At 54.3% G+C, this 13,129-nt stretch carries 12 protein-coding genes and 3 tRNA genes; 4 read left to right on the plus strand and 11 right to left on the minus strand.

Annotated elements, in window-relative coordinates; all coding sequences use genetic code 11:
• The first annotated feature begins 86 nt into the window (after positions 1-86).
• The 3 genes from flgM (at position 87) to H4J77_RS20165 (ending at position 1,732) form a co-directional block, all read left to right on the plus strand.
• Entirely contained in the window at positions 87-410 is a 324-nt protein-coding gene (gene flgM, locus H4J77_RS04260; RefSeq protein ID WP_123889706.1) for a flagellar biosynthesis anti-sigma factor FlgM, read from the plus strand.
• A 39-nt stretch (positions 411-449) separates the two neighbouring features.
• Positions 450-908: a flagella synthesis protein FlgN gene (locus H4J77_RS04265; RefSeq protein ID WP_182247176.1), complete on the plus strand. Its 459-nt coding sequence runs from the start codon at positions 450-452 to the stop codon at positions 906-908.
• 68 nt (positions 909-976) lie between these two features.
• Positions 977-1,732 (plus strand): flagellar brake protein, encoded by a 756-nt coding sequence (locus H4J77_RS20165; RefSeq protein WP_123889708.1) that lies wholly within the window; start codon positions 977-979, stop codon positions 1,730-1,732.
• 11 nt (positions 1,733-1,743) lie between these two features.
• Here H4J77_RS20165 and H4J77_RS04275 read toward each other — a convergent pair whose 3' ends face one another.
• The 4 genes from H4J77_RS04275 to H4J77_RS04295 form a co-directional block, all read right to left on the minus strand.
• Positions 1,744-3,084: an MFS transporter gene (locus H4J77_RS04275; RefSeq protein WP_123889709.1), complete on the minus strand. Its 1,341-nt coding sequence runs from the start codon at positions 3,082-3,084 to the stop codon at positions 1,744-1,746.
• A gap of 519 nt (positions 3,085-3,603) precedes the next feature.
• A complete protein-coding gene (gene katG, locus H4J77_RS04280) occupies positions 3,604-5,820 on the minus strand; it encodes a catalase/peroxidase HPI (RefSeq protein ID WP_177412336.1) in 2,217 nt (738 codons plus the stop codon).
• A gap of 298 nt (positions 5,821-6,118) precedes the next feature.
• On the minus strand, positions 6,119-6,463 hold the full coding sequence (locus H4J77_RS04290; RefSeq protein ID WP_182247178.1) for a hypothetical protein: 345 nt from the start codon (positions 6,461-6,463) through the stop codon (positions 6,119-6,121).
• 153 nt (positions 6,464-6,616) lie between these two features.
• Positions 6,617-6,693 (minus strand) — tRNA-Arg (locus tag H4J77_RS04295).
• A 332-nt stretch (positions 6,694-7,025) separates the two neighbouring features.
• Here H4J77_RS04295 and H4J77_RS04300 point away from each other — a divergent pair.
• The gene (locus tag H4J77_RS04300; protein ID WP_123889713.1) at positions 7,026-7,346 is read left to right on the plus strand and encodes an Arc family DNA-binding protein; all 321 of its coding nucleotides are present in this window, start codon (positions 7,026-7,028) and stop codon (positions 7,344-7,346) included.
• Positions 7,347-7,453: 107 nt separating this feature from the next.
• Here H4J77_RS04300 and H4J77_RS04305 read toward each other — a convergent pair whose 3' ends face one another.
• The 7 genes from H4J77_RS04305 to csrA all read right to left on the minus strand — a co-directional run bounded on the left by H4J77_RS04305 (position 7,454) and on the right by csrA (position 12,981).
• A complete protein-coding gene (locus H4J77_RS04305) occupies positions 7,454-8,590 on the minus strand; it encodes a sodium ion-translocating decarboxylase subunit beta (RefSeq protein ID WP_123891434.1) in 1,137 nt (378 codons plus the stop codon).
• 10 nt (positions 8,591-8,600) lie between these two features.
• The gene (gene oadA, locus H4J77_RS04310) at positions 8,601-10,376 is read right to left on the minus strand and encodes a sodium-extruding oxaloacetate decarboxylase subunit alpha (RefSeq protein WP_123891433.1); all 1,776 of its coding nucleotides are present in this window, start codon (positions 10,374-10,376) and stop codon (positions 8,601-8,603) included.
• 48 nt (positions 10,377-10,424) lie between these two features.
• Positions 10,425-10,682, minus strand: coding sequence for an OadG family protein (locus H4J77_RS04315; protein WP_123891432.1), 258 nt, complete (start codon positions 10,680-10,682; stop codon positions 10,425-10,427).
• Between the two features lie 185 nt (positions 10,683-10,867).
• Entirely contained in the window at positions 10,868-12,307 is a 1,440-nt protein-coding gene (gene mgtE, locus H4J77_RS04320) for a magnesium transporter (protein WP_123891431.1), read from the minus strand.
• A 163-nt stretch (positions 12,308-12,470) separates the two neighbouring features.
• A tRNA-Arg gene (locus tag H4J77_RS04325) sits at positions 12,471-12,547 on the minus strand.
• A gap of 97 nt (positions 12,548-12,644) precedes the next feature.
• Positions 12,645-12,735, minus strand: a tRNA-Ser gene (locus H4J77_RS04330).
• Between the two features lie 60 nt (positions 12,736-12,795).
• Positions 12,796-12,981 (minus strand): carbon storage regulator CsrA, encoded by a 186-nt coding sequence (gene csrA, locus H4J77_RS04335; protein ID WP_083724804.1) that lies wholly within the window; start codon positions 12,979-12,981, stop codon positions 12,796-12,798.
• Between the last annotated feature and the right edge of the window lie 148 nt (positions 12,982-13,129).

Below are 13,129 nucleotides of genomic sequence, written 5' to 3' on the forward strand. Positions count from 1 at the left end.
GCTTTTCACACTTATTTTCCCTAAAGTTTTCAGCCTCGCGGCCGTTAAAGCAATTAGAGAAGATTTTACAGTTTGAGGAAACCATCATGGTCATTGACTTCAACTCGACAAATGGTCCTTCTGGGGCCAGTCGTAACAGCCAGACAAGCAATACAGCTGGCAAGCGTGACGCCGCGCTCGACACGACAGAAACAGCGACTACCACTGCAGCGAAAGAAACCAGCACCGAGCGTTCCTCTGTCAGCCTGAGCCCGCAAGCACAGCAATTTCAGGCGATCGAAGAACGTTTGCGCGACCTTCCGGAAGTCGACAGTGAGCGGGTCAACCAAATAAAACAGGCCATTGCTGACGGCAGCTATCAGGTCGACAGTACGCGGATTGCCGACAAGCTGCTTAGCTTAGAAAGCTGAGCAGCTATCTGATCCAGGCCCATGCTTACGGAGATACCGATGCATGAGTTGAGCTCTATCCTTCAACAGGCTGATCAGGACTGTGAGCATTATCTTGCACTGTCAGAGCGCGAGAGAGAATCAATCGTCCAGCAAAACATGGACGAACTTGAAAAAATCCTGCAGGAAAAACGCCCGCTCATCGAAGCCTTGGCGAATCACGACTTCCGCATCAAAGCTTACTGCAGCGCACAGCATATTGCTGACGACGGGCTGAAAAGTCATATCGCCAGCTTGGGCGATGCAGAGCTAAGCGCAGCCTACCAAGGCTTCATTGAGCGCCTTGGGCAATGCAAAGCAGCCAACGACGGCAACGCGCGTTTGGTGCGCCATAGTCAAAACAGCACTTCCAGCCTACTCGACCTTTTACGCAACCAGGGTGAATCCGGACAAAATGTCTATGACCAGCTGGGTAATCGGAGTCGTACCGGTATCTCCCGCGACCTCACAAAGGTCTAAGACTGATACCAAACAGCCAGCTTGCTGTATAGTTATCTCAGCTAAATCAATAAAATCGAGAGCTCGAAGTGTCTACCCTACTATCACAAGAAGCAGGCCCGCAGCCGCCCCGCGAAGTTCGCTCCGCCATTGAGATAACAGCCTTACTCAAAACTCTGATGCAGTCTCGCGATCCACTAATCATCACCTTTGATGACCGCGCGCAGAAGTTTCAGAGCTTTATCGTCAACGTCGACTCAGATGCCGACGCCCTTTGTCTCGACGAAATGATTCCCCGTGAGGGCGATCGCTATGCCAGCCAGGGCGAAGGATTCAAAATAGACGCATGGCATGAAGGCATACACATGCGCTGGAGCTGTGCCGCTGGCCAAGCCACTCAAATCGTATTTGATGAAGCCCCGGCATACTCAACCAAACTGCCTAAAGAGCTAATGTATCATCAGAAGCGCGGCGCGTTTCGTGCGAGTGTGCGACGTACAGCTGATGTCCCATTAGAGCTGAACCACCCAGAACGTCAACGCACGCTGACTACCTACTTGATGGATATTTCAGCGACCGGATGCAAAGCGCGTATTGAAGGGGATCAGTGCTCATCACTTCAGCCGGGCGAGCTATTCTCGCCCTGCCACCTGCATCTACCAGAGACAGGAAGACTTGAACTGGCCGTGGTTATTCGCCACGTTAGTTTCATAGAAACCGCCAACGAAACACAAATTGGCATTCACTTCCAACAGCCTTCCCCCCTCGCCCAGCGCCAAATAGATCGCTATGTAAACTACTTGCAACGTGAGGCGCGCCGGATCGAGAAGGAAGATCTCTTTTAGAAAGTACCGTATCAGCCGGGGCGATGATCATCCTGATCCGCATCGGCTGCCGCCACCTCTGCTTCACTCATGGCTTCCTCTTCTTCTACGACGTCATCCTGCATCTGATCAGCGACAGCCTGTTCGTCAACGCGGGGGTCGAACGCTGCAGACAAAGGCGAGCTGGCCAGGTTACCTGCTGCCGGCATAAAGTGCAGTGGCGCCTCTTCAACCAGATGCTCACCCGTTACCGTAGCGGCACGCACTCTGAAGACCAGTACCATCGAACAGCAGGCCATGAAGATGTAGAGCATTTCGGGCCCCCATACCTTCATCATTACCGAACTCAACAACGGGCCAATGCTGGCACCCAAGCCAAAGGTCACCAACAGCATTGCCGACAACGGCACCCGATCATCGGGCTCAACATGGTCATTGGCCAAGGCGACGGCAAGCGGATAAAGCGTAAAAACCAGAAAACCAAAGATCGCTGTCAGGACCATCAAGGCCATGCCTGGCAGTAAATCAAGCGCCATCAATAGCGCAACACCCGTAAGTACGATGGCATTCAGTTGAATCAGATGACTACGGTCAACCCGGTCAGACAACCAACCCGCAGGCCACTGCGCCATAAGGCCTGCGCAAATAGTTACCGCCATAAAAACACCAATCTGCGATGTGGTCAGCCCCTCGGTCTTGGCGAAGACCGGCGCCATACCGTAGAAAGCCCCCAGCATCAGCCCTGATACTGCAACCGTGGTCAACGCCTGCGGAATGCGCTGTACAAAGAGTTTCACTTTTAGCGGTGCGGGATGCAGCGGCGCAGGGTGAATCTGTTTGGTGACCGCGACGGGCACCAGACAAAGCGAGAAACACATGGCTACAAACAGCAGATGCTCGATCTGCAGTTCAGGCATGACAGTGAATACCACCTGCCCCAGCACCAACCCAAGGAAGGTCACCACCATATAGCTGGCAAACACCATGCCGCGCTGGTGCGACTCGGCTTGCTCGTTTAGCCAGCTCTCCAGCACCATGTACTGGCACATCATTGCCATACCGGTCAGCAGCCGCAGAGCCAACCAGACTGATACGTTGTCTGTGAGCGCATGCCCTAGTACAGAGGCAGTAACGATTCCGGCACTGGCCACAAATGCGCGAATATGACCCACTCGTGCGATCAGTCTGTGGCCAACCGACGCCCCCAGCACCAAGCCGGCATAGTAGCCGGTCATCAGCACGCCAATCCAGATCTCACTCACCTCCCGCGCGGACAGGTACAAACCCAGATAAGTGCTCAACAAACCACTTCCGAGCAGCATCAGCAGAGTAGCGAAATACAGAGAGGAAAAAGCCATCAGGGCGTGAGACATCAATGCTCCAGTGCAAATAGTCGTGCAATACAAAACGAGTGGATATAGCAATTTAACGCGGACAAGATTTTGAACCATCTTCCGCTTGACGCTCAAAGAGCTGACCGCGACACAGCCAGACATAAACCTGGCCAGCCATCAGCGCTTGTGGACCAACCAGCCTGGACCAGAGTTCCTTAAAGCATAGAGAGGAACAATCTTAGTATATCCAAGCCGTATCAATTGCAGCCGCAGGTTACAGGTATGGCGTGACAGAAAATATACATGGAGCACATCTTTCTGGGTCTTTTGCCTGGTTTGCGACGGTGATTGCGACGGCAGAGCCTCTATTAACACTACCGGCTTATCAAAACCCATAAATCAGACTATTCAGAATAGCCTACGGGCTAACTATCCATCCTCATTTCTCGTACTGAGAATCAAGCTGAGCAAGCGACGGGCCAAAGCCAGAAACAAAGCCCGAAAACACCTCGGGCGCCAAAAGGCGCCCGAGGGTTACTGCTTACTAACAGAGGAGAATCAGATCAGGTCATAGCGATCAGCGTTCATTACCTTGTTCCACGCTGAAACGAAATCGCTGACGAACTTCTCACTGGCATCGTCCTGAGCATAGGCTTCCGCCAGCGCACGCAGCTGCGAGTTTGAACCGAAAATCAGATCAACTCGTGTCCCCGTCCACTTGATAGCGCCAGTGCTACTGTCACGCCCTTCAAAAACATCAGCATCGCCAGCAACGGGTACCCAGGTAGTATCCATATCCACCAGGTTAACGAAAAAGTCGTTGCTCAAGGTGCCGGGGCTGTCGGTAAACACTCCGTGCTGCTTGGCACCATGGTTCGCGCCTAATACGCGCAGACCACCCACCAGTACCGTCATCTCTGGGGCACTGAGACCCAGCAGCTGCGCCTTGTCGACCAGCATTTCCTCATCGGCGACAGTAAAGCGAGCGCGACGATAATTACGGAAACCGTCCGCTTCAGGCTTCAGAGGCTCAAACGACTCTGCATCTGTTTGCTCCTCAGTCGCGTCAGTGCGGCCCGGTGCAAACGGAACCTCAATGTGGTGACCAGCAGCGCCTGCTGCCTGCTCAATCGCTGCAGCTCCGCCAAGCACGATCAAATCCGCCAGCGACACTTTCTTACCCGCTGATTGGGCTGAGTTAAAGTCCGCTTGCACTGCTTCCAGCGCCTTGAGTACCTTGGCCAACTGCTGCGGCTGGTTAGCTTCCCAGTCTTTCTGGGGCGCCAAACGAATGCGCGCCCCGTTGGCGCCGCCACGTTTATCGGAGTCGCGATAGGTGGAGGCCGAGGCCCAGGCGGTGGATACCAGTTCGGCTGTCGATAAGCCCGATGCCAACAGCTTGGCTTTCAACGTTGCAATATCCTGAGCATCAACCAAAGCATGATCGACTGCTGGCACAGGGTCCTGCCACAACAGGTCTTCAGCTGGCACGTCCGGTCCCAGGTAGCGTGCCTTTGGCCCCATGTCACGGTGCGTCAGCTTGAACCAGGCACGTGCAAAGGCATCAGCGAACTCAGCCGGATTCTGATGGAAATGCTGCGCGATCTTGCGGTACTGGGGATCTTCACGCATCGCCATATCAGCGGTAGACATCATGATACCCACCCGCTTGCTTGGGTCCGCGGCATCGGGCGCGTGATCTTTCTCTGCCAGGTTCTTCGGTGTCCACTGGTGAGCACCGGCAGGGCTCTTGGTCAGCTCCCACTCGTAGCCAAAGAGCACATCGAAGTAGCTCATATCCCATTGGGTTGGCGTCGGCGTCCAGGAACCTTCAAGACCACTAGTAATGGTGTCAGCGCCTTTGCCGGTACCAAAGCTGCTCTTCCAGCCCAGACCCATCTCTTCAATAGCCGCGGCTTCAGGCTCAGCCCCCACATGCGCGGCGTCGCCCGCACCATGCACCTTGCCGAAGGTGTGACCACCGGCAGTGAGCGCAACCGTTTCGTAGTCATTCATCGCCATACGTTCAAAGGTATCGCGAATGTCGCGTGCTGATGCCAACGGATCCGGCTTACCGTCTGGTCCTTCCGGGTTGACATAAATCAGACCCATTTGCACAGCGGCCAGCGGATTTTCCAGGTCGCGGTCACCCGAGTAGCGGCTATTGAGTTTATCACTGGTTGCCAGCCACTCCTCCTCTGCGCCCCAATAGATATCCTCTTCGGGGGCCCAGATATCCTCGCGACCGCCGCCAAAGCCAAAAGGCTTAAGCCCCATGGTTTCCAGCGCCATATTGCCGGTGAGAATATACAGATCGGCCCAGGACAGCTTGTTACCGTACTTTTTCTTGATCGGCCACAACAAGCGACGGGCCTTGTCGAGGTTGGCGTTATCCGGCCAGCTATTCAAGGGTGCAAACCGCTGGTTACCGGTGGAGGCGCCGCCGCGACCGTCAGCAGTACGGTAAGTACCGGCAGAGTGCCACGCCATGCGAATCATGAAGGGACCATAGTGACCGTAATCGGCAGGCCACCAGTCCTTGGAGTCGGTCATCAGTGCCGCAACGTCACGCTTGACCATAGCCAAGTCGAGCTTATTAAATTCAGCAGCGTAATCGAAACCATCGCCCATGGGATCGGATTTGGGATTGTGCTGATGCAGGATGCTCAGATTAAGCTGGTTAGGCCACCAATCCTTATTCATGGTGCCCCGCCCCGTTAACTTGGTGTTTGAACCATGCATCACTGGGCATCCGCCTGCTTTCTTGTCACTCATGTCGATCTCCGCTTCAGTATTGGGTGTTACGGCTTACACAAACAGCGTTGAAGGCGTTATGAGCCTTGGTGCGTGCCTGCAACCTGCCCCTAAGTTAAGCACGGCAGACAGCTGACGCCATTGAGATAATTCAAAGCGGCTTATAGCTATACGCTATCAATGAATATCCGAGTGCGTCAATGAGCAACAAGAGCATCTACATGAGGGGAAGGAGAAAGGTTTAGATATTAAGAGCCTGAGCGGAAAGCACCAGATATAGAACGAGGAAAGGACTGCCCTCACCTGAATACACAATCGCTTAACCTTTGCTTGCAGCCTGGAGCGCTGACAGCATCTGCCTGCGCTCCCAGACGCTCAGTAATTCAAGTGGATCAGTTCCTCTGGCCGGCCAATCATTTATATCGGCAAGCTGACCGTCAGGCGACTCACAGCTGAGGCAATAATCCAACTCACCTGCATCTTTGCAGAAGGTCACGCGATAGTCCCCCAGCAACACAATCACACGCCCGGTTTCCACCTCAGACCATTGCGGAGTGAGGGGCTCCACCTCAATCAGGCCTAGCGCTACGTTTTTGAATAACTGATAAACATCTCGAGCTGATAGCGAGGCATCAGAGACGGCTTGCGAACCGATAGTAGTCACCGAAATCTCCTGATTCATCCGCCCGCTCGGTTCTATACCCCGCACGGGAAAAGCAGGCATGCTGGACATTTTAACGGCTGAACGGCAGGCAAGAGCGCCCACCTGGAACAAAAAAAGCTTGCCGATTAACATCGCGCAAGCCTTTGCTATAAATGGTGCGCGAGCCCGGATTCGAACCGGGGACCTACCGCTTAGGAGGCGGTTGCTCTATCCAGCTGAGCTACAAGCGCGTAAAGAGCATGAGCTGACGGTGCCAACTCATTGAACTCGATCAATTAAGAGCGCATGTTAACTGAATACTGACGACTTTGACCACCGCATCGGCATTCATGGCTAAATGCCATTCGTCGTAATTCCGTCACAAAACGGAGACATTTTTTTGTCACCCACTGGCGCAGTGTAAAAAAACAGGATTAACTAGGGCACTTAACAGGCTCTAGTTGTCTATAATTATATTATTCAGCTGCATTCAGCCGCGTGGTGGTCTGTCAAAGCGCAAATTGCTGCATTTTTCCGCTTGGCCAGTACCAACTCACTTCAAACAAGCGATCATTGTTGCCCTATGAAAACTGCTACTCAAAACTACACCAGCCGCACCGCAGACAAGTTCGTTGTAAGGCTGCCCGAGGGCATGCGCGACCGCATTGCCGACGTCGCCAAGCAACATCACCGCAGCATGAACTCCGAGATCATCGCCAGGCTCGAACATAGCCTTCTTGATCTGCCCATTCTGCCTGAGCAAACCCAACCGTCGCGCCAAGCGTTAAACGAGCAACTGGATGACCTGTCCTCCTCAGAACAGGCGCTCCTGGTTCGGTATCGTGAAATGAGCCGCCGTCAGCAAAATGCGCTGTTGGCACTGCTGGCTAACGAGCAGCAGTAACCCACGCTCGCTGCGCACTGTATATCGCTTGGTTAGCAGCGCCTGGTAACCAACCAAGCATAAAAAAACCCGCTCAATGAGCGGGTTTTTTACGTCTGGCAAACGACTTAACCAACAAAGTTCAGCAGAACACCAGCGGCAACCGCCGAGCCGATTACACCCGCAAGGTTTGGACCCATCGCGTGCATCAGCAGGAAGTTGTGCGGATTGGTTTCCAGGCCGACCTTATTGGATACCCTTGCCGCCATTGGCACCGCTGAAACACCGGCAGAGCCGATCAGCGGGTTGATCGGTGTTTTGCTGAACAGGTTCAGCAACTTCGCCATCAAGACACCCGCGGCTGTGCCTGCGCAGAAGGCCAGCATACCCAACACCAGAATACCCAGGGTTTTGATCTGCAGAAAAGACTCAGCAGATAGCTTGGAGCCAACAGCCAAACCCAAACCTATGGTGACGATATTGATCAGCGCGTTACGCGTAGTGTCAGCCAAACGCTCAACCACACCCGATTCACGCATCAAGTTGCCGAAGCAGAGCATACCTACCAATGGTGCAGCGTCAGGCAACAGCAATGCGACCAGCATCAGCAGCAACAACGGGAAAATGATTTTCTCGGTTTTGCTAACCACGCGCAGCTGAGTCATGACAATGCCACGCTCCTTCTGCGACGTCAGAGCGCGCATGATCGGCGGCTGTAGCAAGGGCACCAACGCCATGTAGGAGTAGGCAGCAACGGCAATCGGCCCCAGTAGGTCCGGCGCCAATTTCGCGGTCACAAAGATCGAGGTCGGTCCGTCAGCACCACCAATGATGGCGATGGAAGCGGCCTCTTTCATCGAGAACTCGAATCCGGGGATGCCGGCAGAGGTCAACGCCAATGCGCCCAGCAGCGTGCCAAAGATACCGAACTGCGCAGCGGCACCCAGCAACAGCGTACGCGGGTTCGCCAGCATGGGGCCGAAATCGGTCATCGCGCCTACACCCATGAAGATCAGCAGCGGGAAGACGCTGGTCGGCAAGCCGACTTCATAGATAAGGTGCAGAATACCGCTGCCTTGCGCCATGTTGGCCACGGGCAGGTTGGCCAGAATACCGCCGAAGCCGATCGGGATCAGCAGCAGTGGCTCGAAACCCTTGCGAATAGCCAGGTAGATCAGACCAAAACAGACAATAATCATGACGGCCTGTCCCCAGACCATGTGATAGATGCCTGTGGTCTGCCACAGTTGGAGGAGCTTATCCATTAAGTCCCCCTTAACCTATGGTCAGCAAGGTATCGCCGACCGCAACCGCGTCGCCAACCTTGATATCAATGGAAGTAACCGTGCCGCCGCGCAGCGCACGTACTTCGGTTTCCATCTTCATCGCTTCGAGGATCATCACGACCTCACCTTCGTCAATTTCGTCACCGACATTGACCAGCACTTTGAAGATGTTACCCGAGAGTGGCGCACCCTGTGGCTCGCCGTCACCTACCGGAGCAGCTGCAGCAGCGGGAGCGGCGCTCTCGCCAATGGGCTTGATACCGGAGATATCGCCGCCATCAGTAACCTGCACTACATATTCTTTACCGTTAACACTGACGGTGTAAGCCTCAGGGCCCGCACCCTTGGCAGCCGCAGGCAGCTCGTTACCAGTCGGTACCGGCTCAAATGCATCCGGATTGCCACGGTTTTCCAGGAACTTGAGACCAATCTGCGGGAACAAGGCGTAGGTCAGGACATCGTCGATTGCATCGTCCGCAAGCTTAATGCCTTTTTCACTAGCCAGGCCTTTCAGCTCAGCAGTCAGCTTATCCATCTCTGGCTCAAGCAGGTCCGCAGGGCGACAGGTAATTGCCTCGGCACCATCCAGCACGCGTGCTTGCAACTCAGCATTGAACGGCGCTGGTGCAGAGCCATACTCGCCTTTCAGAATGCCAGCGGTTTCTTTGGTGATCGATTTATAGCGCTCACCCGTCAGTACGTTGATAACTGCCTGAGTACCGACAATCTGGGAAGTCGGAGTAACCAGCGGGATAAAACCAAGATCCTCGCGAACACGTGGAATCTCAGCCAGAACGTCGTCAAACTTGTCGCTGGCGCCCTGCTCTTTCAACTGGTTTTCCATGTTAGTCAGCATGCCGCCCGGCACCTGCGCAACCAGGATGCGCGAGTCAACGCCCTTCAGGTTGCCTTCAAACTTGGCGTACTTCTTCCGCACTTCACGGAAATAGGCGGCGACCTCTTCCAGCAGTTCCAGGTTCAAACCGGTATCACGCTCGCTGTTCTGGAAGATTGCCACAACAGATTCGGTCGGTGAGTGACCGTAGGTCATGGACATGGAGGAAATCGCAGAGTCGACGTTATCGATACCCGCTTCTGCTGCCTTCATGATTGCCGCAGTCGACAGACCAGCTGTTGCGTGACACTGCATGTGCACCGGAATGCTTAGCGTGCTCTTGAGCTGGGTAACCAGATCGAACGCCACATAAGGGTTCAGGATGCCGGCCATATCCTTGATCGCGATGGAGTCAGCGCCCATGTCTTCGATCTGCTTGGCCAAGTCGACCCACATCTGCAGGGTGTGCACCGGGCTGGTGGTGTAGGAGATGGTGCCCTGGGCATGCTTGCCCTGCGCCTTGACGGCCTTAAGCGCGGTTTCCAGGTTACGCGGATCGTTCATCGCATCAAACACGCGGAACACATCAACGCCGTTAACGGCAGCGCGCTCAACAAACTTCTCTACGACGTCATCAGCATAGTGGCGATAACCCAGCAAGTTCTGACCACGCAGCAACATTTGCTGGCGGGTATTCGGCATCGCTTGCTTCAGCGCACGAATGCGCTCCCATGGATCTTCGCCAAGATAGCGAATGCAGGAATCAAAAGTCGCCCCGCCCCAGGATTCGACAGACCAGAAACCAACCTGATCAAGCTTGCCGGCAATCGGCAGCATGTCGTCAAGTCGCATACGGGTAGCCAGAATGGATTGATGCGCATCACGCAGGATCACATCGGTAATGCCCAAGGGCTTTTTAGTATCGGTCATAGTGTTATGGCCTTTATGATTTTAATGGTGAAAACCGCGAAAGAGGTGTCAGGAACTGCGACGCGAACGATGCTGCTTGATAGCAGCGCCAATGGCGGCGACAACATCCGGGTCAACACTGGCAGGGGCAGCGCTGGACTTACGCGCAGGCTTCTTTGGCGCGGGCAGCGCCTCGGGGAAAAAACGCGACAAGATTACAGACATGATGCTGGTGCAAGTAACCAGCAGAATCAGAAACCCAAAGACTGATCCCATTCCAAGGAACATCAGTTCCACGCCTTCGGCAACCATATTGGTCGGTTCCATTTTATCTCCTGCAGCTCAGGGCATGGGGTAAAGCCATGCTGCTTATAGTTGGAAAAATACAGTGGGTGCTAGCACATCTGGACCACAGTTAAGCGGCCCTCCCACACGGAAAAACGGCTTAATGTATCCTGATGTGACATTTTTGGCAATCAACGCGACACCGCAAGCCTGCACCTGCGAGCCGATCAAAGAAGGAAGATAGTGGCCAACCCGAGGAAGATAAAGAAGCCTCCGCTGTCGGTTATAGCGGTAATCAGCACACTTGAACCGAGTGCCGGGTCACCACCCAGGCGCAGTCGAATCAAGGGTATGAATACTCCCATACAGGCCGCCAGCAGCATATTCAGCGTCATTGCGGACATCAACACGACCGCCAGCGGCAGACTGCCGTATAAAACCATGGCTATGCCAGCCAACACTGCACCCCAGAAAAAACCATTGATCAGCGCAACGCTGGCTTCCTTGCGCAACAGGCGCTTGCCGTGCGCTACCTGCACCTGCCCCGTCGCCACACCACGAACAATCATGGTAATGGTCTGGTTGCCCGAGTTACCGCCAATACCAGCAACAATAGGCATTAATGCCGCCAGAGCAACCAGTTGCTCAATCGAATGTTCGAACAGACCAATAACCCGCGAGGCAATTAACGCAGTACACAGATTGAGCGCCAACCAGGCCCAGCGGTTACGTACCGACTTCCAGACCGAGGCAAAGATATCTTCCTCTTCACGCAGACCCGCCGCGCTCAGCACCTCAGCCTCACTCTCTTCACGAATGTAGTCGACCATCTCGTCAATGGTCAGACGGCCGCACAGGCGGCCACGCGCATCAACCACTGGGGCAGATACCAGGTCGTAGCGCTCAAACGCCTGAGCGGCCTCACCCGCATCGTCTTGCGGATCAAAAACGACCGGATCCTCCACCATGACGTCAACAACCACATCATCAGGCGAACCGACCAATAGCTTCTTGATTGGCAATACGCCCTTGAGCAGGCCATCGGTATCTACCACAAAGAGTTTATCGGTATGGTCTGGCAGGGCATCAAAGCGGCGCAGATAACGACTGACCACCTCCAGACTGACATCATCACGGATGGTGATCATATCGAAGTCCATCAGCGCACCGACCTGATCATCGTCGTACGACAACGCCGACTTCAGGCGATCGCGCTGCTGGGCATCCAGCGTATCCATAAGCTCACGCACAACATCGCGCGGCAGGTCGGGGGCAAGATCTGCCAGCTCATCCGCATCAAGGGTATTGGCTGCAGCCAAGATCTCGTCGCTATCCATATCGGCGATCAGCGTTTCGCGCACCGCATCGGACACTTCGAGCAGAATCTCACCATCGCGCTCGACTTTGACCAACTGCCATACGGCAAGGCGTTCAGATAGCGGGAGAGATTCGAGAATATAGGCGACGTCGGCGGGATGCAGCTCGTCCAGCTTGCGCTGAAGCTTTACCAGGTTTTGCTGATGCACCAAGTGCTCAACCAGCTCCTGCTGAGGACCTTCCTGCTTGTGTACCAGGTCTTCGACCAGACGTTGCCGACTAAGGAGCTCCTGCACCTGATCCAGTCGGTCCTGCAGGCTTTCTGGAGACTTTCTATTGAGGTCCGGCATAGCAGCATTCCTAGCAGGCCCGAAGCACGGGATTCAGCACAAGCGGATCAAGCAGATCACACCAATGAGATTGCGCTTCAGCCTAGCAGGCTTTGCCGTCGCGCTCAGCTGTACTTTTGTGACAGCAAAAAAAAACCCACTGAATTCAGTGGGTTTTCCTGTTTGGTGCACTCGGGAGGATTCGAACCTCCGACCGCTCGGTTCGTAGCCGAGTACTCTATCCAGCTGAGCTACGAGTGCATTATGGGTGCGAATTATAGGCTGTTTTTTTATCCTGTCAAACATTTTTTTCTTTAAATTTCAGAAGCTAACGTTTGACAACCTACAAACCACAAAGTGGCGGAGAGGGCGGGATTCGAACCCGCGATACCCTTTTGAGATATACTCCCTTAGCAGGGGAGCGCCTTCAGCCACTCGGCCACCTCTCCGTAACACGCGCAGAATATTAACTGCGCGCTTTTCTTATTGCAAGGAAAAACCTAATAAAATTAGTTATTTGGTTCTTCATCTTTTTCTTTCTGGATCCGTTGGTAAATTTCTTCACGGTGTACAGCCACTTCTTTCGGGGCATTCACGCCGATTCGAACCTGGTTGCCCTTGACACCCAGAACGGTCACGGTCACTTCATCACCTACCATCAGGGTCTCACCAACCCGTCGAGTGAGTATCAGCATTCCTTTTCTCCTTGCTCATGATCAGGACACAACAGTCTGCAAAAAACCGGCTTGGTGCCTCCAGCCCCCTGAAGGGTCACAGGCGGACACGGCAGCCAGAGACCGTGCCCTTGCAAGCAGACCGTCGCCGGCCTGCAGGAATTCAATA

This window comes from Pseudomonas sp. 5Ae-yellow (assembly GCF_014077575.1).
In the GTDB taxonomy this organism is placed as follows: Bacteria; Pseudomonadota; Gammaproteobacteria; order Pseudomonadales; family Pseudomonadaceae; genus Halopseudomonas; species Halopseudomonas neustonica.